The sequence below is a fragment of the Flavisericum labens genome (assembly GCF_045446075.1).
Lineage (GTDB): Bacteria > Bacteroidota > Bacteroidia > Flavobacteriales > Flavobacteriaceae > Flavisericum > Flavisericum labens.
Genome location: NZ_JBJJBQ010000007.1, coordinates 90,297 through 115,588 on the forward strand (window position 1 = coordinate 90,297; position 25,292 = coordinate 115,588).

Below are 25,292 nucleotides of genomic sequence, written 5' to 3' on the forward strand. Positions count from 1 at the left end.
ATTATTCTTTTACACGTTCTTTATAACTCCCTTTTTCTGTCTCTACCTTAATCTTATCACCCTCATTAATAAATAAAGGAACATTTACACTAGCTCCGGTTTCAACCGTTGCTGGTTTTGTCGCATTCGTAGCGGTGTTTCCTTTTACGCCTGGCTCAGTATGCGTCACTTCTAAAATGACACTAGCCGGCATTTCAACTGAAAGTGGTGAATTGTCTTCTGAATTGATAATCACAGTAACTATTTCACCTTCCTTCATTAAATCAGGCCTGTCTAATGCGGCTTCCAACAATCTAATTTGGGTGTAATCGGCTTCATTCATAAAATGATAAAACTCCCCATCATTATATAAATATTGGAACTTATGTGTCTCAACACGAACATCTTCCAGTTTATGCCCCGCAGAAAACGTGTTATCGATAACTTTTCCGTTGGTTACACTTTTTAATTTGGTTCTTACAAACGCTGGACCTTTGCCCGGTTTTACGTGTAAAAACTCTATTACTTTATAGATGTCGTTATTATATTTAATGCATAATCCGTTTCTAATATCTGAAGTTGTTGCCATGTATTTAGTTTGATTTAAAATATCCTTTCATTATACCACGGTGCGAATTTCTTATAAATTGAAGAATTTCATCACGTTCTGGAGTGGCTTCCATTTCGGCTTCAATAATTTCTGCAGCCTGCGTATTATTATAGTTCTTTTGATACAGTATTCTGAAAATATCTTGTATTTCCCTAATCTTTTCTGTGGTATATCCACGCCTTCTTAATCCAACGGAATTAATACCAACATAGGACAAAGGTTCTCGAGCTGCTTTAACATAAGGGGGAACATCTTTTCTAACCAAAGAACCTCCTGTTACAAACGCATGACTCCCGACGGAAACAAACTGATGAACAGCAGTCATTCCTGCCAAAACCACATAATCACCAATAGTTATATGCCCAGCTAGTGTACTATTATTAGAAAAAATACAATTGTTGCCGACTATGCAATCATGTGCAATATGGCAGTAAGCCATAATCAAACAATTATCACCCACAACGGTTTTCATTCTATCTGCTGTACCTCTGTTTATAGTAACGCATTCACGAATGGTTACATTGTTTCCTATTTCAACGGTTGTATCTTCATCGTCATATTTAAGGTCCTGAGGAACAGCTGAAATTACTGAACCAGGAAATATGTTGCAATTTTTACCTATTCTAGCACCTTCCATAATGGTAACGTTACTACCAATCCATGTGCCTTCACCAATTTTCACATTGTTATGAATAGTTGCAAAAGGTTCAATAACCACATTTTTTGCAATTTTGGCACCGGGATGCACATAAGCTAAGGGTTGATTCATAATTTATTTTACTTTAGAAATTTGTGCCATCAACTCTGCTTCTGCACAAAGTTTTCCGTTTGAATAAGCATAACCCTGCATATGGCAAATGCCTCGGCGTATAGGTGTTATTAATGAACAATTGAAAATAAGCGTGTCACCAGGCATAACTTTTTGTTTGAACTTAACATTGTCCATTTTCATAAAAAACGTCAAATAATTTTCTGGATCTGGAACCGTATTTAGTACCAAGATTCCTCCTGTTTGTGCCATCGCTTCTACTATAAGAACACCTGGCATAACCGGGGCTCCTGGAAAATGTCCCTTAAAGAACTCTTCGTTCATCGTGACATTTTTTGTGGCTATAACGTGTTTATCAGTTAATTCAAAAACTTTATCTATTAATAAAAACGGTTGACGATGGGGTAACATAGCCATAATTTGTGCAACATCCATTAATGGAGGTTGATTCAAATCTATATTTGGTACATTGTTGCGTCGTTCATTCTTTATAATCTTAGACATTTTTTTTGCAAATTGTGTATTAACAAAATGCCCAGGCTTGTTAGCTATAACCTTTCCTCTAATTCTAGTTCCTACCAAAGCTAAATCGCCCAAAACATCCAATAATTTATGTCTTGCCGCTTCGTTTGGGTGATGTAGCGTTAGATTATCTAAAATACCATTAGGTTTTACGGCAATATTATCTTTTTTGAAAGCCGCCCTTAACTTATCCATGGTCTCAGGTGACAATTCTTTATCTACATAAACAATAGCATTGTTTAAATCTCCCCCTTTAATCAAGCCATGCTCTAAAAGCATCTCAATTTCATGAAGGAAACTGAAAGTTCGTGAGTTGGCAATATCGTTTTTAAAGTCTGAAATTTGATTTAAAGTAGCATTTTGAGTACCCAACACTTTAGTACCAAAATCTACCATAGTGGTAATTTGGTATTCCTTCGCGGGCATAACTAATATTTCGCTACCTGATTCCTCATCAACATAAGAAACAATGTCAGTTATTTCGAAAACTTCTCGAAAAGCATCTTGTTTAATGGCACCCACTTTTTCCAAAGCTTCAACAAAAAACTTAGAAGACCCATCCATTATTGGTGGTTCTGAAGCGTTCAATTCAATAATTACATTATCGATATCCATGCCAACCAAAGCAGCTAAAACGTGTTCTGAAGTTTGGATAACCACTCCGTTTTTCTCTAAACAAGTTCCTCTTTGGGTGTTAGTTACATAGTTGGCATCAGCTTCAATTACCGGCTCACCTTCTAAATCTATGCGTTTAAAAGCTAATCCGAAATTGGCTTCCGCCGGTTTAAAAGTTAAGGTTACATCTTTTCCTGTATGAAGCCCAACCCCGTTTAAAGAAATGGTTTCCTTAATGGTTCTCTGTTTAATTTCAGTATTAATTATTCCCATTTATTTTTTTCTAATTCATTTATGTTTTTCACTATAGTTGGTAAGTTTTTAAAATGAACGTACGATTTATTATAATCGCTAAGTTTTATTGCAGGCGACCCTTGTAACATTTCATTATCCTTTACACTTCTTCCTACACCCGATTGAGCCTGAACCCTAACGTTATCACCAATAGTAATATGCCCTACAATGCCCACTTGACCACCTATTTGGCAGTTTTCACCTATTTTGGTTGAGCCGGCAATACCTGTTTGGGCTGCAATTACTGTGTTTTTTCCAATTTCAACGTTATGTCCTATTTGGATTTGATTATCGAGTTTAACGCCTGTTCTAATTATTGTTGAGCCAAAAGTAGCTCTATCAATGGTGGTAGCTGCACCAATATCCACAAAATCTTCAACAATCACATTTCCAGTTTGTGGTATTTTACTATAACTACCGTCATCATTAGGCGCAAAACCAAAGCCATCTGCGCCGATTACGGCACCTGCGTTGATTACACAGTTTTTGCCAATAATGGTTTCAGAATAAATTTTCGCACCTGAAAACACAATAGTATTATCATCTAGCACAGAGTTATCTCCTATATATGTATTTGGAAATATTTTCACATTATCACCCATAACCACATTTTCACCAATGTAGCTAAAAGCACCTATATATACATTTTCACCGTACTTGGACGATTTCGCTATAAACGAAGGTTGCTCTAGCCCTACTTTATTTAGCTTAACCGCATTGTAATATTCTAAAATTTTTGAAAATGCCAAATAGGCGTCATCAACCTTTATCAATGTCGTGCTTATGCGGTCTTCAGGATTAAACGTTTTATTAACAATGGTTATTGAAGCCTTTGTTTTATATATGTGTGGAGTATACTTAGGATTAGCCAAAAACGTTAGCGAACCCTCAAAACCTTCTTCTATTTTCGCTATTTTAGATACTTCAACCTCAGGGTTTCCAACTACATCGCCTTCTAAAATCCCCGCTATTTGTTGTGCTGTAAATTTCACACTGAAAAAAGTTAGATGTTTTTTTGAATACGCAAAAATAGGAAAAATGTACTAAAGTTTACGCTTAGGATAACATATATAATATTTGGTTACTGGTTTTGACAATGCTTTTAGGTTAAGTTGATCTGATGCTTTAACGATATCTTGAATTTTTCCCGATTTGTGCAAAATGTTTATTCCTTTGTGTTTTATGTGATAAGCTTGGTTTGAAATATTGCCGGTAAACACAAAATAATGCGCTTCTTCTTCTGTTATTTCGTATTTGTCAACCAATCCTTGAACATGCTTTTGAAGACTCCTCCCTTTGAGAGGCTTGTTTTTAACCTTTACTTTAAGCAAATCTCTATTAATTATCATTTCGCTCAAATTACTGAGCACGAAATCGTCATGGTCTTGCCAAGCTTTCATGGCAGATATAACGTCATAATCATCTAATCTGGCAAATACGTCTAAAGTTTGGTCATCAAAATTTTCAATGGTTATTTTGTTTTCCAAAAAATACAAGAGCGCAGCACTACCTTCTAACTCTTGTCCAGAATCATAAAGTTCCTTTGCACGTTTTAAAACCCTAATCAACAACTGCTCCGCCACCAACCCCGTTTTGTGCAAATATACCTGCCAATACATTAAACGACGAGCGACAAGGAACTTCTCTACACTATAGATACCTTTTTCCTCAACAACTAATTCATCGTCTACAACATTCAACATCGTAATTAATCGCTCACTATTTATATTCCCTTCGGCAACACCAGTGTAAAAGCTATCACGCTTTAAATAATCAGCCCGATCCATGTCTAGCTGGCCAGAAACTAACTGACACATGAATTTTTTCGGGTATTTGCCCTTAAAAATTTCTATGGCAAGCGTTAAACTTCCGTTAAATTCTTGATTCAATCGCTCCATAAAAAACAATGAAATTTCCTCATGGGAAACATTATCGACTATACTATGTTCCATGGCGTGCGAAAAGGGCCCGTGCCCAATATCATGTAATAAAATGGCAATATAAAGTGCCGTTTCTTCATCCTTCGATATGCTAACTCCCTTAAAACGAAGTACATTAACGGTTTGCTGCATTAAATGCACACAACCAATAGCATGATGAAACCTTGTGTGTTGCGCACCTGGATATACCAAATACGACATGCCCATTTGGGTAATTCTGCGAAGACGCTGAAAGTATTTATGCTGTATTAAATCAAAAATTAACGAATTTGGAATAGTAATAAATCCGTAAATTGGGTCGTTTAATATTTTAAGTTTGTTCAAACTTTAATTTTTTATTTTAAATATTACAAATATAACCATCTAAGCCTTATACTAGGTAATTGAAAAGAAACGTTTTCAATTAATAAAGTTATACTTAAAAACACTTTCAATAACATAAATAATTACACTAAAATGATAAAAATACTTTGGGTAGATGACGAAATAGACTTACTAAAACCGCATATATTATTCCTTGAAAAGAAAGACTACGCTGTTACTACCTGCAAAAGTGGCTCTGAAGCCATTGATATATTAGAAGATGAAAGTTTCGATATTGTATTTTTAGATGAAAATATGCCAGGACTTACTGGACTTGAAACTTTAAACAGTATAAAAGAAAAGAAAGACAGTCTTCCTGTGGTAATGATTACAAAGAGTGAGGAGGAATATATAATGGAGGAAGCTATTGGAAACAAGATTGCAGATTACCTCATAAAACCTGTCAACCCCAATCAGATACTTTTAAGTTTAAAAAAGAATTTGGACCATTCTAGGCTAATATCTGAAAAAACTACATCAAACTACCAGCAGGAATTTAGGAAAATTGCTATGGATTTATCTATGGTAAACAGTTATGAAGAATGGGTGAACTTGTACCAGAAGCTTATTTATTGGGAAATTCAGTTGGAAGATATTGAGGATGCAGGAATGTTCGAAATACTAGAATCCCAAAAGGTTGAGGCAAACATCCAGTTTGGAAAATTTATCGAAAAAAAATATGCCGATTGGTTTGAACCCAATACTGATGCGCCTATTATGTCACATACATTATTTAAGGAAAGTATTGTTCCAGAAATAAGCAAGGAACAGCCAACCATTTTAGTGGTAATTGATAATTTACGTTATGACCAATGGAAAGTTTTCGAACCTATAATCAATAACTACTACAAAAAAGAAAAGGAAGAAGCTTTTTACAGCATCTTGCCAACCGCTACACAATATGCTAGAAATGCCATTTTTTCTGGATTGATGCCTAGCGACATGGAAAAATTGTTTCCTCAATTTTGGAAAAACGATACTGAGGAAGGTGGTAAAAATTTACACGAAGAAGATTTTTTAAATGCGCAAATAAAACGACTAGGGCTTAGCCAACTGGAATATGAGTATTACAAAATAACCAACTTAAAGGCAGGAAAAAAACTGGCTGACAATTTCAATTCTCTAAAAAATAACGACTTGACTGTGGTGGTTTATAATTTTGTAGATATGCTTTCGCATTCGAAAACCGAAATGGAAGTTGTAAAAGAATTAGCATCTAACGACAAAGCCTATAGATCGCTAACATTAAGCTGGTTTAAAAACTCTCCGCTTCTTGAAATGATACAACAAGCGCAGCGTTTAGGCTTTAAACTCATCTTAACTACCGATCATGGTACTATTAATGTAAAAAACCCTTCAAAAGTTATAGGCGATAGAGACACTAGCTTAAATTTAAGATACAAAACAGGCAAAAGCCTAACCTTTGATAATAAAGATGTTTTGGTTGCCAAAGACCCCAAAAAACTCCATCTACCCAGTATTAATATGAGCAGTTCGTTTATTTTTGCTAAAAGTGATTTGTTCTTTGCTTATCCTAACAATTATAACCATTACGTTAGCTATTACCGAAATACTTATCAGCACGGAGGGGTGTCTTTAGAAGAAATGATAATTCCGTTTGCGGTTTTCAACCCTAAATAAATCCATAAACGGTAAATATATCCGATGAAACGCATTTATTTTTAGGATTTGTGAAATTTAATTACTAATATTGCTATAAATAATATTGAAATTGAAAATTTGTTATAGTCTAAATGAAGTCGAAAAAGTTGCCAGTGAGATTGTAAAGAATTCAAAATCCAAAACATTACTATTTTATGGTGGCATGGGAGTTGGTAAAACTACTCTAATTAAAAACATCGTAAAAGCGTTGGGCAGTGATGATGAAGCTAGTAGCCCTACCTTTTCAATAGTTAATGAATATAATTCGGAAAAAGAAAAAATTTTTCATTTTGATTTGTACCGCATTAATGATTTAGAAGAAGCTTACAATTTCGGAATTGAAGACTATTTAGAATCAGAACACTGGAAGCTCATAGAATGGCCTGAAAAAATTGAAACGATTCTATATACCTCTTATGACAAAATAATATTGGAATTAGACGAAAAAAATCAAAGAGTTTTAACCCTAGAATAAATTCTAATTAACCCTAAAAATCTACAGCCTATGCCTTTTAAATAACATTTTCACTTAATATTTTTTAGTTTTACGGGAAACCCACAGCCCGTATTTAAGAAATCGCAGTTTTTAACATAATTTTAACATTTAACAAATTATCTCAGACTAGTGATTATCTAAATTTGAGTTATTAATTAATTAAATCCCTTAAATTATGAAAACTAAAAAGTATTTAATTGCATTCGCGATTTTTGGTGGTATGTTATTTTTGGCTCAAGCTGCAAATCAATATAACTTAGATGAGCAACAAACAGCAATCAGAAAAGACGCCATTACAAAACTACCATCAGCAGGATAGTAGAGGACTTGTAATAGGAAGTATCGTTGCTACTTTGATAGCAATAACACCCTATTTATTTTATTTATACGAAAGTGTTCCTGACAAACAAGTTTGGGACACTTTTTTGTTTACATATAATAGTGGTTTTTTCGAAAATGCCAATACGGCAATGTGGATCTTAACAGGGAAAATTATTCCATTATATTTATTGTTTATTTGGTTCTTTACATGCAGGCATTGGTGGTATCATGTTTTATTGGTGCCAATTGCCATGTATGCTTATCAAGGGTTTGTTTCCTTAAATGATGATTTGAATTACTTTGACTCCAATCAATTAATTTTTCTGATTCCAATAATGGTCATTATCATACCAACCATATATTTAATTAGAGCACAAATGTTTAACAAAGTTAATTCAGCTAATAAATCCATGGAAGAATTGGAAGATGAGTTTAAAATGTCCCCAAAAAACTTTTGGGGTAAAGTAAAAGATTATTTTTAATCTTTATTTTTCAATCGTTCCCTCTCGTTTAACTCGATTTCCTTTTGGTTGTTCTTCAATTTAAAGTTTCCAAATTTATAATTGAAGCTCAAGGTAAACAACCTATTTTCAAGTCCATAATTAATAGTTACATCTTGGTTTAAGTATTTATTAATTTGGTTAACGTTTTTTGAATTAAACAAATCAACCACTCCAATCGATATTGATGCTCTCTTATCCCAAAGTAATTTTCTGAAATTAAGATTAAAACTAGATGATGCACTAACTATAGACACTCCCTCCGCTGATGGCGAAATGTAATAATATGATAGATCAACTATCAGACTTTGGTCTTCTAAAAAGCTTAAATAATTATCAACTCTACCATAAAAGGACCATTTATTGTTAGCCCATAATTGGTTGTTTCTTTCGGCGGCAAAAAAGTAATTATCGTAATAAAAAAGTGATGAAAGCACATATATATTCCAACGTTTAGCAAGTTGGGTGTAAGTAGTGAAATCTAAACCATAGGATATACTTTTATCAATATTAGTATTCATATATTTTAAAATATTTTCTTCATTGTCTTGAAACAAAATCTCTATTGCGGGGTTGTTTTCATAACGATAATAAGCTTCAAATGTATATTTTTGATTTACGGTGTACCCGAAAGTAAAGCTATCATCAATTTGAGGTTTTAAGTTAGGGTCGCCAGTTATGTAGGCATTATCATTTAAAAAATACTTAAACGGATTTAATTGGCTGTATCTTGGACGATAAATGCGCCTATTATAATTAAAATAAAGTTCATTTTTTTCATTTAACTTATGCAACACATAAAATGATGGGAAAAATTTCAAATAATTGTTTTCAACAACCGTATTTTTAGAAATTGAATTGCCTTTAGTTTCGGTAAGTTCTGTTCTTAATCCCAGTTTTAAACTCCACGTATCCCAATCTTTAGAAAAACTAAAATAGCCTGCGTAATTAAACTCATCGTACAAAAAGACATCCGAATTGTCAACATCCTCAAACCTTTTACCATTTTCATATCCATATTGGGTTAGAATATTTTCAGAATTGATATTGGAAAATTTTGCTCCAGCCTCAAAAACACCAGAATTTTTTATTGGTAATTCATAATCAACCTGTCCTGTGTAAAGTTTTATTTCTTTGCTTGTAAATGTTTGAAATCTATTTGGTCTAATTAGGGATCCATCTGGACGTAAATAATCTGTATCAACATTTTGAAAATCAGAAGATTCATAATTAGTATGATGCGCACTAACCATTAATTTTCCCCCTTTATTTTTAAATTTATGGATATAATCTAAAGTAAATGCAAAATTAAATGTTTCATCCACCACTCGGTTAGTAGTATCAAAAATGGAATCCAACTCTTGTGTAGAACTAAAAACCCGTGTTTTGGATTTCACAAAAGTCTTACTATTTTCTCGTGGTGCTAGCAGCATACTTGTAGAAAATGCCAAACTATTGTTGTCGTTTAATTCATAATCAATATTAGCGTTAATGTTCTGGTTGGCCCTTTCGCGAATCCGATTATAATCAGTTTCCCAACTGGTAGTTACTTGGTCGTTTTCAATAAAATTGACATGCTCGTCATTATTTCTGAAATCTTTCCGTGGATTTATGCTATAATTTAAATAAGTATTAAGTTTTTTGGTTTTAAAAAAGTGACTGGTACCAAATGCATACTTTGGAAACTCACTACCCTGCTTATAATTACCAAACACACTTCCATTATATCCCGCAACCATATTTTTGTTCGTTACTATGTTTATAACAGAGCCACCCTCTGCTTCATATTTGGCGGGAGGACTTGTAATAACTTCAATAGATTTAATATTTGTTGCCGAGGTACCCTCTAAAAGTTGTTGAATTTCGTTGATTGACAGGTGCACCCTCCTATCGTTTATATAAATGATGGGTACCATTTGTTTAACCGTAATAGTATTATTATTAACTATCACCCCCGGGGCATGCATCAAAACATCAAGAGCATTGGTAGTTGAAAGCGTCGAGTTTTCAACATTAAAAACCAATCTATCTACAAGGCGCTTTACGGTAGGTCTTTTTGCGACAACGGTTACGCCATCAAGTTCAAGTAAATTTTCTTTAAGAATTATATTTTCTAAAGACAGATTTGTTTCAACAAACACCTCTTTTGACAACCCTTCGTAGCCCATGTAGGTTACTTTAAAAAGATAAGTTCCTGGGCTTATACCTCTAATGCTAAACTCCCCCTGTTCGTCAGTAGTAACACCCAAATAAAGCTCACCACTATCACTGGTGACCAAGACCACATTGGCATATGCAATAGGCTTTTTATCTGTGTCTTTAACGCTGCCCGAAACACTAAACTCTTGAGAGAAACCTAAAACAGAAAATAGCAACCCAAAATATAAAAGAAACTGTTTGGCCATAAAGCAAGTTATAACACAAATTTATAATAATTAAACGAAACCTATATGGGGCAAAACCACAATAGTGAAAAAGTTTTTTCCCACATCAACCAAAATTGACGAGATGGGCAAAAAATTCAAAATCTTTTACACATTATATTACCTTTAGAAAATAATTTGTAATTTGAATTTTTTAACAAACTCACTATGGCTAAATCACTTTCTCCTTTCACAAAGCAACAGCTGTTGCCTCAAGAAGAAACTTTAGAGATCTTTAAAAAAAAAGGTGAATTATTTATAGGAATACCCAAGGAAACTGCATTTCAAGAAAAACGCGTTTGTTTAACTCCAGACGCTGTTTACGCTCTTGTAGGTAATGGCCATAGGGTTTTAATGGAATCTGGCGCAGGAGAAGGTGCAAATTTTAGTGATAAGGACTACAGTGAAGCAGGAGCAGAAATAACAAAAGACACGGCTAAAGTTTTTTCTTGCCCAATGATTCTTAAAGTTGAACCACCTACCCTTGAACAAATAAAACTTATCAATCCACAAGCCATTTTAATTTCTGCACTACAATTAAAGACACAGTCAAAAAAATATTTTGAGACACTGGCTTCAAAGCGTATAACGGCATTGGCTTTTGAATTTATAAGAGATGCAGATGGCAATTACCCGGCTGTAAAATCGTTAAGTGAAATTGCAGGAACGGCGTCAATTTTAATTGCTTCAGAATTAATGTCTGACCCAAAGAGTGGAAATGGACTCATGTTTGGAAATATAAGCGGTGTACCCCCTGTTGAAGTGGTTATTTTAGGAGCTGGGACAGTTGGTGAGTTTGCTGCTCGTGGCGCCATTGGTTTAGGCGCTGGAGTTAAAGTTTTTGATAACTCAATTACAAAATTAAGACGTCTACAATCTCATTTGGGACGCTCTATATTCACATCTACTATTCAGCCAAAAAATTTAAAAAAAGCGCTTAGACGTTGTGATGTTGTTATTGGTGCAGTGCGGGGAGTTAATAGATCTCCTATTGTTGTTTCAGAAGATTTAGTGCACACCATGAAAAAAGGGGCTATAATAATTGATGTTAGCATTGACATGGGAGGCTGCTTTGAATCTAGCGAGGTAACTACTCATAAAAACCCAACATTCATCAAGCATGATGTAGTTCACTATTGTGTTCCCAATATTCCTGCAAAATACCCCAGGACTTCTTCGGTTTCAATAAGTAATATGTTCACACCTTATTTGCTACAAATAGGAGAAGAAGGTGGTATAGAAAATTCTTTGAGATTTGATAAAGGTTTAAAAAATGGATTGTATTTTTACCACGGAATTTTAACGAACAAATCTGTAGCCGAGTGGTTCAATTTAGACTACAACGACGTTAACTTGCTCATATTTTAATTCCATTTTTTTCAGTTTTTATAATCAAACAACATGAAACTAATACAGCGTATAGGCTATTATTTAGGTGGCTTTGCCATAGGATTAATTATATTGGCTTTTTTTTTAAGTGGAAAAAAAACCTCCTGCAGCTATGGTCCTGGGGCACGGGTTATTAAAAATATTAATAGTAAAAAAGTAGTTTATAGTGAGTCGATACAGAATACGTTGATGAACAATAACATAGATTCGGCGGAAATTATAAAAGTTTTAAGAAAAGGCGATATTGATTTTTCCGAAAGTAATCCAAGGAAGGAACCATGTGGACTTTATATGGTTGAGGGAGAATTTGAAAATAATGAAGTTTTTTTAACAATTGAAAATTGTGATAGTATTGCCACCATCACAAACATAAAGTTGGAGCCAATTGGTAATTAAACGGATTTTCGATATTGTTTTTTCCATAATAGGAATTGTTCTTTTATCTCCTATTCTTCTCGCTATTGCGTTATTTATAAAAATTGATTCGAAAGGCCCTGTACTGTTTGCACAAGGTCGCGTAGGAAAAAACAATAAAGACTTCAATATCTATAAATTTAGAACTATGCGTATTGAGTCCGACAAAAAGGGTTTACTGACCTTAGGAAACAACGATACTAGAATTACAAAAATAGGTTGTTTTTTGCGCCGCTATAAAATTGATGAATTCCCTCAACTTATAAATATTTTAAAGGGCGACATGAGTTTTGTTGGCCCAAGACCAGAATTGAGATATTACGTAAATCTTTACGATGATGACGATATGAAAATCTTTCAAGTACGGCCGGGTATTACCGGGTTAGCCTCTTTAAAATACAGAAATGAGGTTGAGCTGTTGAAAGCTGCTGATGACCCCGAAGAGTTTTTTATTAAAACTATTATTCCAGAGAAATTAAAATTAAATAAAGAATACATAAAAAAAAGAAATTTCTTTTTCGATTTAAAGCTTATTTGGCTCACTGTAGTTCATATTATCATAAATTAAAACCAACTCCATTAAGGTTTTGGCGTAAAACAAAATATTCATACTTTGTGTTAATCATTTAGCTTTAAAGCCTTACTTTAGAGAAAGTATGCCCATGAATAAATCCTTAGCCAGTCAAATAGATCAATTGTTAATTGATAGTGGTTTATTTCAAAACCAGACAGAACCTACACGCTATTCAAGTAATTTTAATTTCTCTGAAGAAACTATTTTAATAACCGGTGCAGCAGGCACTATTGGCAGTGAACTATATAAACAATTGATAAACAGCCCGTTTAAGCAACTTATTTTAGTTGATATGGCTGAGTCTCCTCTTTATAGTTTGATTAAGGCGTTTGAATTTGAAGACCAATGTGAAGTGGAATTTCACCTACTAAATATCAATGATTTTCAATCCTTAAGTTTTCTTTTTAAAAAGCACAATCCCACAATCGTTTTTCATACTGCGGCCTACAAGCATGTCCCTTTAATGGAAAAACATCCCATGGAAGCGATACAAACTAATATTTTTGGCACCAAACTGTTGGCTGAATTATCCATAGAATATATGGTTAAGAAATTTATTTTCGTCTCAACTGATAAGGCTGTAAAACCGGCCAGTATTATGGGTATGTCTAAACGTATTTCAGAAAAGCATCTTACGTTTCTAAATTCAAAGGGGAAAACAGCCTTTTTCATTACCAGATTCGGTAATATCCTTGGGTCTAATGGTTCTATTGTTCCTTTGGTGAAAGAACAACTAGAAAACGGAACGCCCATTACAATCACTCATCCAGAAATTTCCAGATATTTTATTTGTAAAAGTAAAGCCTGTAATCTAATATTAAAAATTGCCCATTTTGACAAAACCAATGAAAATATGTTTACGTTCGACATGGGAGCGCCTATTAAAATTATGGATTTAATTGAACGTTTGGCTAAGATTTATTCCAAAGAACTAACAGATGTTGAAGTAAAATACACGGGATTGCGTCCGGGAGAAAAACTTTTTGAAGATATCACCACTGAAAATGAAACTTTAACCACTACTTATATTGATAATATTTTATTGATAAAAGAAAAAAGAAAATCAATTTTAAAACCTTTTGATTTTTCAGAATTAAAACGGATAACCCCATTTACAACACATTCAGAAATTAAATCAATTTTAAAAGGTTATCTCTAATTTAATTACTTTGTCAATCAGCGGCTTTTACAAAGCCAAACTAAAATTTATTGAAATATAATTTTAATGAAGTTGTCATTTTTTATAAAATCTCCTTAATTTCACGGCGTTAAAAAACACACATCATAATTATGGATTCTATTACAGCAAATGATAGTATTATTCATTTCAACGAAACCTGTTACACATCACTAAACCAGCACCTTAAAGAACAGAACTTTTCTAAGGTCTTTATTTTAGTTGATGAGAATACGCATCAGTTTTGTTTGCCAAAATTTTTAGAGAAACTTTACTCTGATGCTGAAGTTGAAATTATTGAAATAGAATCTGGTGAAATAAATAAAACTATTGATACCTGTGTTGGTGTTTGGAATGCCCTTTCTGAACTTAATGCCGACCGAAAAAGTTTATTGATAAACATCGGTGGTGGCGTTATTACAGATTTAGGTGGTTTTGTAGCATGTACCTTTAAACGCGGTATAGCTTATATAAATGTGCCTACCACGCTACTCTCTATGGTTGATGCCTCGGTTGGTGGAAAAACTGGAGTTGACCTTGGTGCTTTAAAAAATCAAATAGGCGTGATAAGTAACCCTAATTTGGTTCTAATTGACACTGATTATTTGGAAACTCTGCCCCAAAACCAGATGCGTTCTGGATTGGCCGAAATGTTGAAGCACGGGTTAATTACCGGTGAAGGTTACTGGAACAACTTCTTAGACTTATCGAAACTATCACTAAATGATTTAGATAGACTCATCCATGAGTCAGTGATTATCAAAAAAAATGTGGTTGAACAAGACCCTTTTGAAAATGGATTGCGAAAATCACTCAACTTTGGTCACACGCTTGGGCACGCCGTAGAGTCCCATTTCTTAAGTCATCCTGAAAAATCAACTTTATTACATGGAGAAGCTATTGTTATAGGTATGATTTTAGAGTGCTATATATCAGCAGAACTTTTAGGTTTTCCAAAAGGTTTAGTTGATGATATCAAGTCTTTATTTATTGGTTATTACGGAAAAGTAACCATCGATAAAACTGATTATGCTCCCATTATAGATTTGCTTAAGTACGACAAGAAAAACAGCCATGGTAGTATAAATTTTGTGCTCCTTGAAGATATTGGAAAACATAAATTAGATTGCACGGTTGATGAGAATTTGATTATTGAATCTATTGAGTATTATTCTGTATAAATTAAACGAAGGAAAAGTAGTCTTTATTTATAGCTGAGGGTTTTTATTATTTTATGGAGTATTCTCTCTAAATCATCTTGAGTTAAGTTAGAACCACTTGGCAAACAAAGGCCCCTATTAAATAAATCTTCTGAAACACCATTTGCAAAATGCACACAATCTTTAAAAACAGGCTGCATATGCATAGGTTTCCATAGAGGCCTTGTTTCTATGAGCTCTTCTTGTAAGTGAACACGGATTTTTTCTCGCAATTCAAAAGATATAGTTGTAATACAAGTAATCCACCTATTGGAAAAAAAATTTTTAGGCTCTTCCAAAAAAGAGATACCATCAATATTCGATAAATGTTTTTTATAAAAGTTAAAATTCGCTCTTCTTGCAGCAACTCGTTCATCAAGCACTTCCATTTGACCTCTACCTATCCCCGCCAGAACATTGCTCATTCTATAATTAAACCCTACCGTTGAGTGTTCATAGTGTGGCGCATTATCTCTAGCTTGGCTAGCCAAAAAAACGACCTTTTCTTTTTGTGACTGAGAGTTAACCACTAAAGCCCCACCTCCCGATGTGGTAATAATTTTATTGCCATTAAAGGAAAAAACACCTATATCAGAAAGTGTTCCACAAAACGCATCATGATATTTACTGCCTAAGGCCTCCGCACTGTCTTCTACCACTGGAATATTATACTTTCTGGCCACCTCATTTATTTCCTTGAATTTATAAGGCATTCCATATAAATGCACGGCTATAATAGCTTTTGGCTTTTTATACTTTTGGATTCGGTCTTGAATAGCAATCTCTAATAATTCTGGTGACATATTCCAAGTATCTCTTTCACTATCAACAAATACTGGTACAGCCCCTTGGTAAATAATAGGGTTTGCAGAAGCAGAAAAAGTAAAACTTTGGCAAATAACCTCATCTCCATTTGTAACACCCAATAATTGTAAGGCCATATGAATCGCAGCTGTACCAGAACTTAAGGCCGCAACATATTTGTTACCTCCAATATAATCTTTTAAGTCCTGCTCAAACCCGTTAACATTAGAGCCTAAAGGTGCTATCCAATTGGTTAAAAATGCTTCGTTTACAAACTTTTGTTCAGAGCCACCCATATGCGGTGAAGACAAGTATATTTTCGATTTGGTCAACATTTAACTTATTTAAAAATCCGCGCAACAAGCACAAGCCTATATTTTTAGAATTATAACCGCCACATGTCCCACAAAATAATTGAGACAACTCTCTTGTTTTTCATGTAACAACATTTTAACTAATAACTTAATATTGTTTTAACTGTTTTAATATATATATATATTATGATTTGCCAATAAAACAATTATAATTTATGAGAGCTTGACTAAATCTTGTATATTTTAATCTGTTTTTAAACTGGGTTTTTTCTTATTTTGCTAAAAGCGTAATTGTAATCGGTTAAATACATTTAAGAGTTTTTTAAAACAAATTAAATAACCGATAGTACAAGATAAGAAATCACAAGAAAATCTAGATTATCATTTACCAAGTTTTATTGGATAATTTTATTTTAGTAAAAAACATTTAAAATATACACATAGATCTAGGTTATTGAAAAAAAAATTGTTTTTCGGAAGAAAAAACCAAACCTTGAGATAAATAGTGCAGGTTCTTGGATATTTTTTTTTAATATTTGCTTTAATAAATAAAACCTCAAATTTACCATGACTACTCAACAAGCTAACAATTTAAGTAATCAAAAAATACTTGTTACCGGTGGTGCTGGTTTTATAGGGTCAAACCTTATTGAAACCTTGTTGGACAACAATATAAATGTTGTTTGCCTTGACAACTTTTCTACAGGAAAAAGAGAAAATATTGAACCTTTCCTCGATAATGAAAATTTCAAATTAATTGAAGGCGATATTCGCAACTTAAAAGACTGCGAGAAGGCCTGTTCAAATATGGATTACGTATTACACCAAGCGGCATTAGGTTCGGTCCCTCGTTCTATAAAAGACCCTATTACAACTAACGATGTAAATGTATCCGGATTTTTAAATATGTTAGTCGCTGCTCGTGATGCAGGAGTTAAACGTTTTGTATATGCAGCGAGTTCATCAACCTATGGCGACCATGAAGCCTTGCCCAAAGTAGAAGAAGTTATTGGTAAACCATTATCGCCTTATGCTATTACCAAATATGTAAATGAATTATATGCCGATATTTTTCATAAAACGTATGGCTTAGATACTATAGGGCTTAGATACTTTAATGTTTTTGGAAGACGACAAGACCCTAATGGCGCTTATGCAGCTGTTATACCTAAATTTGTGCATCAATTTATAAGACACGAATCGCCCATTATTAATGGCGACGGAAGTTATTCTCGAGACTTTACTTATATTAATAACGTGGTTCAAATGAACATCAATGCCCTTACAACGGAAAATAAAAAAGCCCTTAATACGGTTTACAATGTGGCCTATGGAGAACGCACCACACTTTTGGAACTGGCTACTTTGCTAAAAGAATATCTGTCTGAGTTTGATAGCTCGATTAAGGATGTTGATATCAAACATCGGGAAAATCGCGTTGGAGATATCCCACACTCATTAGCATCCATTGACAAAGCCAAAACACTATTAAATTATCAACCTAAATACGATATTGGCGGCGGATTGAAAGAAGCAGTAGCTTGGTATTGGAAAAATTTAAAGTAAGAAACCATAATGGAAATTAAAAACGTTTATTGTATTGGCGACGGATATGTTGGTGGATCAACCATGGTCATTACGCCCAAGAACCCTGATATTAACAAAAAACGTAAATATGCATGGAATCTTGAATATGTGTCAAAACTCCCTATGGCTATGAATATTCCTCAATTGGTAAATAAACTATAATATTATGAATGAAGAAAAAATAGCCATTATAGGATTGGGTTATGTGGGGTTACCACTAGCCCGTTTATTCGCTACAAAATATTCAGTTGTGGGATTCGATATTAATGAAAATCGAATTACTGAATTACAACAAGGTAGAGATGTCACTCTAGAAATTGAAGACCATGTTCTAAAAGCAGTGCTTAAAGATAGTTCTGATTCTACTATAGGCTTATATTGTTCTTCGAATTTGGAGGATATAAAAGATTGTAACTTTTATATCGTTACTGTTCCAACTCCTATAGATAAAAATAACAGGCCAGATTTAACACCTTTATACAAGTCTAGTGAAACGGTTGGAAAAGTACTGAAGAAAGGTGATATTGTTATTTATGAATCAACCGTATATCCTGGAGTTACGGAAGATGAGTGTGTTCCCATTTTAGAAAAAGTAAGTGGCCTAAATTTTAACCTAGATTTTTATGCTGGTTATTCGCCAGAAAGAATTAATCCAGGTGACAAAGAGCATACGGTAGATAAAATTTTAAAAGTAACGGCTGGCTCTACTCCGGAAATAGGGAAAAAAGTAAATAACTTATACGCAAGTGTAATTACAGCTGGCACGCACCTCGCCCCTACTATAAAAGTCGCTGAGGCTGCAAAGGTTATTGAAAACTCACAAAGAGATATTAATATTGCTTTTGTAAATGAGTTGGCTAAAATATTCAATTTAATGAATATTGACACTCATGCTGTTCTGGAGGCCGCTGGCACAAAATGGAATTTCCTTCCTTTTAAACCTGGTTTGGTTGGTGGTCATTGTATTGGTGTAGACCCATATTATTTAGCTCAAAAAGCACAGGAAGTTGGTTATCACCCAGAAATTATTTTAGTAGGAAGACGTGTTAATGATAGCATGGGACAATATGTTGCCTCAGAAATTATAAAGTTGATGGTGAAAAATGATATCCGAATCAAAGGAGCTAAGATTTTAGCCCTCGGTATTACATTTAAAGAAAATTGCCCTGATGTTAGAAACACCAAGGCTGTAGATGTAATAAATCAATTGAAAAGCTACGGAACTGAAGTTTCGGTATATGACCCTTGGGCCTCTCCTGATGAGGTAAATCACGAATACAATGTAAAAACTTCACAAAAGTTACCCGTAGGAAAATTTCATGCGATAGTAATAACCGTAGCACATAAAGAGTATTTAGACTTAAATTTAGATAAGTTGTTAAGTCCTAACGGCATTGTGTATGATGTTAAAGGTATTACAAAGAAATACGATGGGCGTCTATAAATTATATACCCTACTATATTTTCTATAATATAATTCTCTAATAATTAATTAGATACTCAAAACCCATTCAGTATGCAAAACAAAATTAGTATTATTGTTCCTGCTTACTATGTATTAATCAGGCATGTAAAAATCATTGAAATGCACTTTATCCAAAAAATGACTTTTACACATAAAAAAAGTTCCCTTTTAAAAGGGAACTTTTTTTAAAAATTAATCTTTTTCGATGTAAACTACAAATCATTAAATATCGAGTGCATCAAACGTTTTTTATCATTGATGCTCTCTTCTAAAGAAATCATGGTTTCCGTCCTGTAAACCCCTTCTATATCGTCCAACAGGAAAATAACTTCCTTTGCATGCTCCGTGCTTCGCGCTCTAATTTTACAGAAAATATTAAACTTACCAGTAGTAATATGCGCTACCGTAACAAAAGCTATTTCGTTAATGCGCTCCAAAACGAATTTGGTTTGAGAAGTATTATTTAAATAGACACCTACATAGGCTATAAATGAGTACCCGAGCTTTTTGTAATCCAACATCAAAGAAGAGCCTTTTATTATCCCAGCTTCCTCCATTTTTTTTACGCGAACATGGACTGTACCTGCTGAGATTAATAATTTTTTTGCAATATCCGTAAACGGAATTCTTGTGTTATCAATCAACATATCAAGAATTTGATGGTCGATTTCGTCTAATTTAATTTTCCCCATAATTAACTATTCTTAAATAAAAAGCAAAATTAATACATTTTCTTCAAAAATAACATATAATTGATAGGCTTTATTTTGAAAACAATAAGGTTTTTTCATTTTTTAACACCACGAAAACGTTTTCGTAATCCATTTTTAACACCTCACCTTCCGCTCCAAAAACTTCATTTCCCTGAGCATCAATCTCTTTGTGACCAAAATGGTAATTTAACTTTTCCATTTTTACCACTCTCGGAATAAATTTAATTTCACCATCTTTTAGCCGCTCTTGAAACTGAAAAGCAATATCAATTTGTTTTCCTTCCGACAATGCATTACGTATAATTACATCAAAAAAACACTTTCCATTTTCAGAAATATCAAAATAAGATTCATGAAATTGTCCTGTAATTTCATTTTTCGATATATAGTTCAAAGATGATAAATAAGAAATATAAATGAGTTCTCTTGTTTTTTCCCGGCTATAATCCTCTGGAAAATGACCAGCTTCAAAAAGCATGGTAGGCACATTTTCACTTTGAAAAGTATCACCAACACAATTTATGTTAAAAGCATCATCATATATACCTACTTGATTTGGTATAATTCCTTGCAAGACCTGATTCATAACGGCAATAACCTCCATAGACACCATTCGGTTTGGCGTAACCCTACAGTCTTTATCCTGTGCAGGGGACAAAAAGGATACTATAGCTGATTTATTTGTGTTGCCGGCACTAAAAATAGTGCGCTGCCCATGTAAATTATAACAAAAATGGGGTTTAAAACTTGTAAATGCTTCCTTTAAAATTTTACTTTCTGGTTGCGATAGATTTTGCGCATCTCTATTTAAGTCAACATTGTTGGCATTTATTCGAGTATAAGCTTCTGCCCCATCCGGATTTAAAATGGGTATTATAAATAATGTGCAACTTTTTAAAATATAGTCTAAACCTGAAGTTTTATCAATTAAAGTACTAAGTAAGTCGAATAGAGCTTTTGTTGTGGTAGATTCGTTACCATGCATTTGCGACCACATGAGTATCCGTTTTTTTCCTTCACCAATTTTCAATCCGTAAATAGGTTTACCCAAAACGGATTTACCAAGGGCTTCTACAATTAAAAAATTTCTCAATTTATCAAGTAAAGGCTCGATGTTTTTGTTGGTAATATAACGGTGAGATAAACTACTTTCTTTGTGGCTTAAATACAACTCTTTTAATCGGAATATTTCCATGTTATTTTCTTTGTGACAAATGTAAACATTTACAAATTTACATTTGTAAACAATTAATTTAACTACTTTGTTTACTTTTATCAACACGTGAAGTTGTGAAAACCGGACAATTGAAGATGAAATCTACCAAATCAAATAATCACCCTTTTAACATGTTGTTTTTCATTTATATAAATTGTTTTAAATAAAGTTTATATTTAATATAAACCGAATATATGCCGCAATAAAATCCATAGTATTAAGTTTTATTGTTACATTTGTAACACCAAACCTGAGGATTTATAGTTTACAATGATAAACACAGAAGATTTTACAAAAAGACTCCGAAATATCATGGAGTACTACGGTGAATCGGCATCGTCTTTTGCCGAAAAAATTGGCGTACAACGTTCTAGTATTTCGCACATATTATCCGGAAGAAACAAACCCAGTTTAGATTTTATTTTAAAAGTACTTTCCTCCTTTCCTGAGGTGGATTTGTATTGGCTTTTTAATGGTAGAGGAAATTTTCCATCGGAAAATAAAAATGAGATAGCCGACAAGGAAGTGAAAACCAGTACCTCCCAAAATTCTATTATTGAAAATTTAAAAGTAAAAAACAGCAACGGAAAAACCATTGAACGTATCGTTATCTTTTATTCTGACGGAACCTTTAAAAACTTTCAGAATTAAACATCTAGTTTCTTAAATTTGCCCCTAAATTAATTTTTATGCGCTTTTTACTCCTCTTTGCTGTTCTTATACTATTTACCTGCTGCGAATCTCAACGAAACTGCACAGACTTTAAATCGGGTAAATTTTATAGCGAAGTAGAAATTGATGGCGTAGTGTATAAATCAGTGTTTGAACGCAACGAAAGCCTACAGGTTGAATTTTACAACCAAAAAACAGACTCTTCACGTTTAAGATGGATAAACGACTGTGAAGTTATTTTCAGAACCATAAACCCAAAGAACATGGCTGAGAAAAAAGATGTCCATTTAAAAATAATTACTACCACTGATTCTTCGTATACATATGAGTACTCATATGTGGGTGAAACCAAAAAACAAAAGGGAATTGCCTACAAAACGAATTAAAACTTAATCAAAAGGATAAAGAAACGATTCCACTAAATTGAATTTCAATTCTTTTTCTGGAGTCACCTCGTAGGTTAAGAAAATCTCGCCCCAGTATTCTCCATCTGAAAAGTCTGCAATAATCCATTTGTGGTTGAGCATTTTCACCGTGTTAATCATCATTTTCCTTCCTTCGCTTGCTGAATAAGGCACAATAGGATGCTGTCCTTTGGCTTCATTGGTCTCATAAAGCTTATCTTTCACGAAAGGGATTAGTTTATTAACATCATAGCCATCGTTTTCAAAATAACTTATGGCGTCTTCATTTCTATATACATTAAAATGCGAAAGACCCATGATTTGGTTTTCTAATACTGAAACGGAATCTTTATACTTGGCCGCTTGACTTTTATAAGTTTCAAGTTTTTTATTCATGTCTTCAAAAATATGTTTTGAATTCATATATTGAAACAATACCAAAAGTATTGAGAACACGAACAAGTACATAAATATTTTCTGTTTCATCCTTTAAATTTTATATTGTAATCTGCAATTCATCATAAGCCATGAAAACATTTTCTGGCAAGGTTTTTTCCACTTCATCATGAAACCCCAATAAATGACTAATATGCGTCAAATAGGCTTTTTCCGGTCCAACCCGCTCAATAAACTCTAACGCCTCTTCCAGGTTAAAATGAGAACGGTGCGGCTTAATTCGCAAAGCGTTAACCACTAAGGCTTTTACGCCTTTTAGTTTTTCAACCTCGCTGTTTTCAACAGTTTTTACATCTGTTAAATAAGCAAAATCCTTAAACCTAAACCCAAAAACCTGAAGATTAGCGTGCCATCCCTCTATGGGTATTACCTGCAAATCATTCAACTTGAAAGGCTTATTTTCTATTGGGTTTTCAATAACACTCGGTGCTCCAGGGTATTTGTTTTCCGTTTCAAAAAAATAGTGAAATCGGTTTTTAATCTCATTTAAAACCCGCTGATGTCCATAGATTGGAATATCACCTTGCCTGAAATAAAACGGACGAATATCGTCCAAACCTAATACGTGATCAGAATGCTCATGCGTAAACAAAATACCGTCTATCTTACTGCATTGAGCTCTCAGCATTTGATATCGAAAATCCGGACCACAATCTACAACATAGGCATAATCTCCCCACTCGACTAAAACAGAAACCCTTAAACGTTTATCTTTTGGGTTTTTGCTCAGACAAACTGGATGATTGCTCCCAATAATTGGGATTCCTTGCGAAGTACCAGTACCGAGAAAGGTTATTTTCAAAATATCGTAAATTTTAGCCAAAAATAAGGTTATTTTTTCGTTTCAAATAGTAATTTAATATCTTTACTTTTTATTGAATTTAACCTTATAAGCATGGAGATTACCATAAAAGGAGACAAAGAGTTTGATGATATCCCTTCGTTAAAATCTAAAGCACTGCGAATTAACCTGAACGAAAACATTTACGGTACATTTGCCGAGATTGGCGCTGGCCAAGAAACGTGCAGGCATTTTTTCAGGGCTGGGGGCGCCTCGGGCACCATTGCCAAAGCCATGTCTGCTTACGATAAAGATTTTAGTGATGCTATTTATGGCACGGAAGACGATGGGCGGTATGTGACGCAACCGCGTTTAAGAAAAATGTTGGCCCATGAAATGAATTTAATAGAAACAAGGTTAACCCGTGAAAAAAATCCAAATAAAATATTTTTCACATATGCCAATACCGTTGCCACTATCGACTTTGCAAAACAATTTAAAGGCCATGGCTGGGTTGGCATCAAATATCAGGTAGAAGCTGGTGGCGACTACAATGAAATAATACTTCATCTTCGTTTTAAAGAAACCGATGCAAGGTTACAGCAAGAAACATTAGGTATTTTGGGCACCAACCTAATTTATGGTGCTTTTTATAAATATAACCAACCTAAAAAACTACTCCGTTACCTATACGACCACCTAGACAAAGATCAGCTGGAAATTGACACCATAAACTTTGCGGGTCCAGTTTTCAAAAATGTAGATAACCGATTGATGAGTTTGCAGTTGGTGAAAAATGGTATGACCGATGCCGTAATGTTTGGTCCAGATGGCACCAATGTTTTACCCGCCAAGGTATTTTATAAGAAAAATATTTTAGCACTTCGTGGAAGCTTTAGACCAGTAACTAGAGTAAACATGGAAATGTATGAGAAATCATATGACATGTTTATTAATGAAAACAAAGTTGATAAAGATAAAACCGTTACGGTTTTTGAAATAACACTTTCAAATTTAAGAGCAGAAGGTGAAATTGACGAACAGGATTTTATAGATAGAGCTGACTTGTTATGCTCTCTTGGGCATTCAGTTATGATATCTAATTTTCAAGAATACTTTAAAGTTGTTGAATACTTCTCAAAATACACCAAGGCCCGAATGGGATTAGCTATGGGTGTTAGCAATTTAATTGAAATTTTTGATGAAAAATACTATCGTCATATCAGTGGCGGTATTTTGGAAGCTTTCGGTAAGCTGTTCTTTAAAGACCTTAAGGTCTACCTCTACCCAATGTTGGATCCAAAAACCGGGGAACTTGTTAACAGCGAAAACTTGAAAGTTTACCCAAGAATGAAAGAATTATATAAATTCTTTAAATACAACGGAAAAGTTATTGATATAACGGACTACGAGCCTGATATTATGAACATATTTTCTCGTGAAATTTTGCGCATGATTACCGAAGGAGAAAGCGGCTGGGAAGACATGGTGCCCGAAGGCACCGCAGAACTAATAAAGGATTACCGACTTTTTGGCTATACACGCAAACCATTAACTTTAAGCAGGGTAAGAAAATAAAAAAAATAAAAAAACCAGTTTGAATTCAAACTGGTTTTTTTATTAACTACGCTTG

General features: G+C 33.8%; 26 protein-coding genes. 15 read left to right on the top strand and 11 right to left on the bottom strand.

Annotated features, from left to right (window positions below):
• Position 1: 1 nt before the first annotated feature.
• The 5 genes from efp to ACIEHO_RS12250 are packed head-to-tail and all read right to left on the bottom strand — an operon-like array spanning position 2 to position 5,053.
• On the bottom strand, positions 2-568 hold the full coding sequence (efp, locus tag ACIEHO_RS12230) for an elongation factor P (protein ID WP_406972090.1): 567 nt from the start codon (positions 566-568) through the stop codon (positions 2-4).
• A 4-nt stretch (positions 569-572) separates the two neighbouring features.
• A complete protein-coding gene (gene lpxA / locus ACIEHO_RS12235) occupies positions 573-1,358 on the bottom strand; it encodes an acyl-ACP--UDP-N-acetylglucosamine O-acyltransferase (RefSeq protein WP_406972092.1) in 786 nt (261 codons plus the stop codon).
• Positions 1,359-1,361: 3 nt separating this feature from the next.
• On the bottom strand, positions 1,362-2,768 hold the full coding sequence (locus tag ACIEHO_RS12240; RefSeq protein ID WP_406972094.1) for a bifunctional UDP-3-O-[3-hydroxymyristoyl] N-acetylglucosamine deacetylase/3-hydroxyacyl-ACP dehydratase: 1,407 nt from the start codon (positions 2,766-2,768) through the stop codon (positions 1,362-1,364).
• Positions 2,759-3,781 carry a UDP-3-O-(3-hydroxymyristoyl)glucosamine N-acyltransferase gene (lpxD, locus tag ACIEHO_RS12245; RefSeq protein ID WP_406972096.1) on the bottom strand — a complete coding sequence of 341 codons (1,023 nt, stop codon included), beginning with the start codon at positions 3,779-3,781 and terminating at the stop codon, positions 2,759-2,761. Before lpxD ends, ACIEHO_RS12240 begins: the two co-directional genes overlap by 10 nt.
• 51 nt (positions 3,782-3,832) lie before the next feature.
• A complete protein-coding gene (locus tag ACIEHO_RS12250; protein WP_406972098.1) occupies positions 3,833-5,053 on the bottom strand; it encodes an HD domain-containing protein in 1,221 nt (406 codons plus the stop codon).
• A 132-nt stretch (positions 5,054-5,185) separates the two neighbouring features.
• Between ACIEHO_RS12250 and porX the strand changes: the two genes are divergently transcribed.
• The 4 genes from porX to ACIEHO_RS12270 all read left to right on the top strand — a co-directional run bounded on the left by porX (position 5,186) and on the right by ACIEHO_RS12270 (position 8,053).
• On the top strand, positions 5,186-6,733 hold the full coding sequence (gene porX, locus ACIEHO_RS12255; RefSeq protein WP_406972100.1) for a T9SS response regulator signal transducer PorX: 1,548 nt from the start codon (positions 5,186-5,188) through the stop codon (positions 6,731-6,733).
• Positions 6,734-6,824: 91 nt separating this feature from the next.
• Positions 6,825-7,229 carry a tRNA (adenosine(37)-N6)-threonylcarbamoyltransferase complex ATPase subunit type 1 TsaE gene (gene tsaE, locus ACIEHO_RS12260; protein WP_406972102.1) on the top strand — a complete coding sequence of 135 codons (405 nt, stop codon included), beginning with the start codon at positions 6,825-6,827 and terminating at the stop codon, positions 7,227-7,229.
• Positions 7,230-7,425: 196 nt separating this feature from the next.
• Positions 7,426-7,569, top strand: a complete 144-nt coding sequence (locus ACIEHO_RS12265) for a hypothetical protein (RefSeq protein WP_406972104.1) — start codon at positions 7,426-7,428, stop codon at positions 7,567-7,569.
• Positions 7,511-8,053 carry a hypothetical protein gene (locus ACIEHO_RS12270; RefSeq protein WP_406972106.1) on the top strand — a complete coding sequence of 181 codons (543 nt, stop codon included), beginning with the start codon at positions 7,511-7,513 and terminating at the stop codon, positions 8,051-8,053. Before ACIEHO_RS12265 ends, ACIEHO_RS12270 begins: the two co-directional genes overlap by 59 nt.
• Here the strand turns inward: ACIEHO_RS12270 and ACIEHO_RS12275 are convergent.
• On the bottom strand, positions 8,050-10,476 hold the full coding sequence (locus tag ACIEHO_RS12275) for an outer membrane beta-barrel protein (protein ID WP_406972108.1): 2,427 nt from the start codon (positions 10,474-10,476) through the stop codon (positions 8,050-8,052). The genes ACIEHO_RS12270 and ACIEHO_RS12275 overlap by 4 nt on opposite strands.
• 186 nt (positions 10,477-10,662) lie before the next feature.
• Here ACIEHO_RS12275 and ACIEHO_RS12280 point away from each other — a divergent pair, with 186 nt between their 5' ends.
• The 5 genes from ACIEHO_RS12280 (at position 10,663) to aroB (ending at position 15,229) form a co-directional block, all read left to right on the top strand.
• Complete coding sequence (locus ACIEHO_RS12280; RefSeq protein WP_406972110.1) at positions 10,663-11,862, top strand: alanine dehydrogenase; 1,200 nt, start codon at positions 10,663-10,665, stop codon at positions 11,860-11,862.
• 33 nt (positions 11,863-11,895) lie between these two features.
• On the top strand, positions 11,896-12,279 hold the full coding sequence (locus tag ACIEHO_RS12285; protein WP_406972112.1) for a hypothetical protein: 384 nt from the start codon (positions 11,896-11,898) through the stop codon (positions 12,277-12,279).
• Complete coding sequence (locus tag ACIEHO_RS12290; RefSeq protein WP_406972114.1) at positions 12,269-12,865, top strand: sugar transferase; 597 nt, start codon at positions 12,269-12,271, stop codon at positions 12,863-12,865. Before ACIEHO_RS12285 ends, ACIEHO_RS12290 begins: the two co-directional genes overlap by 11 nt.
• A gap of 94 nt (positions 12,866-12,959) precedes the next feature.
• Positions 12,960-14,030: a polysaccharide biosynthesis protein gene (locus ACIEHO_RS12295; RefSeq protein WP_406972116.1), complete on the top strand. Its 1,071-nt coding sequence runs from the start codon at positions 12,960-12,962 to the stop codon at positions 14,028-14,030.
• A gap of 131 nt (positions 14,031-14,161) precedes the next feature.
• Positions 14,162-15,229, top strand: a complete 1,068-nt coding sequence (gene aroB / locus ACIEHO_RS12300; RefSeq protein WP_406972118.1) for a 3-dehydroquinate synthase — start codon at positions 14,162-14,164, stop codon at positions 15,227-15,229.
• A gap of 23 nt (positions 15,230-15,252) precedes the next feature.
• Here the strand turns inward: aroB and ACIEHO_RS12305 are convergent, their stop codons facing one another.
• Positions 15,253-16,386, bottom strand: coding sequence for a DegT/DnrJ/EryC1/StrS family aminotransferase (locus ACIEHO_RS12305; RefSeq protein ID WP_406972120.1), 1,134 nt, complete (start codon positions 16,384-16,386; stop codon positions 15,253-15,255).
• A 546-nt stretch (positions 16,387-16,932) separates the two neighbouring features.
• Between ACIEHO_RS12305 and ACIEHO_RS12310 the strand changes: the two genes are divergently transcribed.
• From ACIEHO_RS12310 to ACIEHO_RS12320, 3 genes are read left to right on the top strand one after another with little or no spacing between them, the layout of a single operon-like run.
• Positions 16,933-17,931: an SDR family oxidoreductase gene (locus tag ACIEHO_RS12310; protein ID WP_406972122.1), complete on the top strand. Its 999-nt coding sequence runs from the start codon at positions 16,933-16,935 to the stop codon at positions 17,929-17,931.
• Between the two features lie 9 nt (positions 17,932-17,940).
• Positions 17,941-18,114 carry a hypothetical protein gene (locus tag ACIEHO_RS12315; RefSeq protein ID WP_406972124.1) on the top strand — a complete coding sequence of 58 codons (174 nt, stop codon included), beginning with the start codon at positions 17,941-17,943 and terminating at the stop codon, positions 18,112-18,114.
• A gap of 4 nt (positions 18,115-18,118) precedes the next feature.
• Positions 18,119-19,396 carry a nucleotide sugar dehydrogenase gene (locus ACIEHO_RS12320; RefSeq protein ID WP_406972126.1) on the top strand — a complete coding sequence of 426 codons (1,278 nt, stop codon included), beginning with the start codon at positions 18,119-18,121 and terminating at the stop codon, positions 19,394-19,396.
• Between the two features lie 233 nt (positions 19,397-19,629).
• On the opposite strand, the gene ACIEHO_RS12325 is transcribed toward ACIEHO_RS12320, so the two are convergent.
• Positions 19,630-20,109 carry an Lrp/AsnC family transcriptional regulator gene (locus tag ACIEHO_RS12325; RefSeq protein ID WP_406972128.1) on the bottom strand — a complete coding sequence of 160 codons (480 nt, stop codon included), beginning with the start codon at positions 20,107-20,109 and terminating at the stop codon, positions 19,630-19,632.
• Between the two features lie 70 nt (positions 20,110-20,179).
• Complete coding sequence (locus tag ACIEHO_RS12330; RefSeq protein WP_406972130.1) at positions 20,180-21,325, bottom strand: M14 family zinc carboxypeptidase; 1,146 nt, start codon at positions 21,323-21,325, stop codon at positions 20,180-20,182.
• Positions 21,326-21,616: 291 nt separating this feature from the next.
• On the opposite strand from ACIEHO_RS12330, the gene ACIEHO_RS12335 reads away from it, so the two are divergent.
• Complete coding sequence (locus tag ACIEHO_RS12335; protein ID WP_406972132.1) at positions 21,617-21,997, top strand: helix-turn-helix domain-containing protein; 381 nt, start codon at positions 21,617-21,619, stop codon at positions 21,995-21,997.
• A 38-nt stretch (positions 21,998-22,035) separates the two neighbouring features.
• Positions 22,036-22,404, top strand: coding sequence for a DNA topoisomerase IV (locus tag ACIEHO_RS12340; RefSeq protein ID WP_406972134.1), 369 nt, complete (start codon positions 22,036-22,038; stop codon positions 22,402-22,404).
• Positions 22,405-22,407: 3 nt separating this feature from the next.
• Here ACIEHO_RS12340 and ACIEHO_RS12345 read toward each other — a convergent pair whose 3' ends face one another.
• Both ACIEHO_RS12345 and ACIEHO_RS12350 read right to left on the bottom strand, forming a co-directional pair.
• Positions 22,408-22,908: a hydrolase gene (locus ACIEHO_RS12345; protein ID WP_406972136.1), complete on the bottom strand. Its 501-nt coding sequence runs from the start codon at positions 22,906-22,908 to the stop codon at positions 22,408-22,410.
• Positions 22,909-22,918: 10 nt separating this feature from the next.
• Positions 22,919-23,680 (bottom strand): MBL fold metallo-hydrolase, encoded by a 762-nt coding sequence (locus tag ACIEHO_RS12350; protein WP_406972138.1) that lies wholly within the window; start codon positions 23,678-23,680, stop codon positions 22,919-22,921.
• Between the two features lie 93 nt (positions 23,681-23,773).
• On the opposite strand from ACIEHO_RS12350, the gene ACIEHO_RS12355 reads away from it, so the two are divergent.
• Positions 23,774-25,237 (top strand): TonB-dependent receptor, encoded by a 1,464-nt coding sequence (locus tag ACIEHO_RS12355; protein ID WP_406972140.1) that lies wholly within the window; start codon positions 23,774-23,776, stop codon positions 25,235-25,237.
• Positions 25,238-25,292 lie beyond the last annotated feature (55 nt).

Coding starts and splice junctions, on each gene's coding strand:
- efp (WP_406972090.1), bottom strand. CDS start 568: ATGGCAACAACTTCAGATATTAGAAACGGATTATGCATTAAATATAAT.
- lpxA (WP_406972092.1), bottom strand. CDS start 1,358: ATGAATCAACCCTTAGCTTATGTGCATCCCGGTGCCAAAATTGCAAAA.
- ACIEHO_RS12240 (WP_406972094.1), bottom strand. CDS start 2,768: ATGGGAATAATTAATACTGAAATTAAACAGAGAACCATTAAGGAAACC.
- porX (WP_406972100.1), top strand. CDS start 5,186: ATGATAAAAATACTTTGGGTAGATGACGAAATAGACTTACTAAAACCG.
- ACIEHO_RS12265 (WP_406972104.1), top strand. CDS start 7,426: ATGAAAACTAAAAAGTATTTAATTGCATTCGCGATTTTTGGTGGTATG.
- ACIEHO_RS12270 (WP_406972106.1), top strand. CDS start 7,511: ATGAGCAACAAACAGCAATCAGAAAAGACGCCATTACAAAACTACCAT.
- ACIEHO_RS12275 (WP_406972108.1), bottom strand. CDS start 10,476: ATGGCCAAACAGTTTCTTTTATATTTTGGGTTGCTATTTTCTGTTTTA.
- ACIEHO_RS12280 (WP_406972110.1), top strand. CDS start 10,663: ATGGCTAAATCACTTTCTCCTTTCACAAAGCAACAGCTGTTGCCTCAA.
- ACIEHO_RS12285 (WP_406972112.1), top strand. CDS start 11,896: ATGAAACTAATACAGCGTATAGGCTATTATTTAGGTGGCTTTGCCATA.
- ACIEHO_RS12295 (WP_406972116.1), top strand. CDS start 12,960: ATGAATAAATCCTTAGCCAGTCAAATAGATCAATTGTTAATTGATAGT.
- aroB (WP_406972118.1), top strand. CDS start 14,162: ATGGATTCTATTACAGCAAATGATAGTATTATTCATTTCAACGAAACC.
- ACIEHO_RS12305 (WP_406972120.1), bottom strand. CDS start 16,386: ATGTTGACCAAATCGAAAATATACTTGTCTTCACCGCATATGGGTGGC.
- ACIEHO_RS12310 (WP_406972122.1), top strand. CDS start 16,933: ATGACTACTCAACAAGCTAACAATTTAAGTAATCAAAAAATACTTGTT.
- ACIEHO_RS12315 (WP_406972124.1), top strand. CDS start 17,941: ATGGAAATTAAAAACGTTTATTGTATTGGCGACGGATATGTTGGTGGA.
- ACIEHO_RS12320 (WP_406972126.1), top strand. CDS start 18,119: ATGAATGAAGAAAAAATAGCCATTATAGGATTGGGTTATGTGGGGTTA.
- ACIEHO_RS12325 (WP_406972128.1), bottom strand. CDS start 20,109: ATGGGGAAAATTAAATTAGACGAAATCGACCATCAAATTCTTGATATG.
- ACIEHO_RS12330 (WP_406972130.1), bottom strand. CDS start 21,325: ATGGAAATATTCCGATTAAAAGAGTTGTATTTAAGCCACAAAGAAAGT.
- ACIEHO_RS12335 (WP_406972132.1), top strand. CDS start 21,617: ATGATAAACACAGAAGATTTTACAAAAAGACTCCGAAATATCATGGAG.
- ACIEHO_RS12340 (WP_406972134.1), top strand. CDS start 22,036: ATGCGCTTTTTACTCCTCTTTGCTGTTCTTATACTATTTACCTGCTGC.
- ACIEHO_RS12345 (WP_406972136.1), bottom strand. CDS start 22,908: ATGAAACAGAAAATATTTATGTACTTGTTCGTGTTCTCAATACTTTTG.
- ACIEHO_RS12355 (WP_406972140.1), top strand. CDS start 23,774: ATGGAGATTACCATAAAAGGAGACAAAGAGTTTGATGATATCCCTTCG.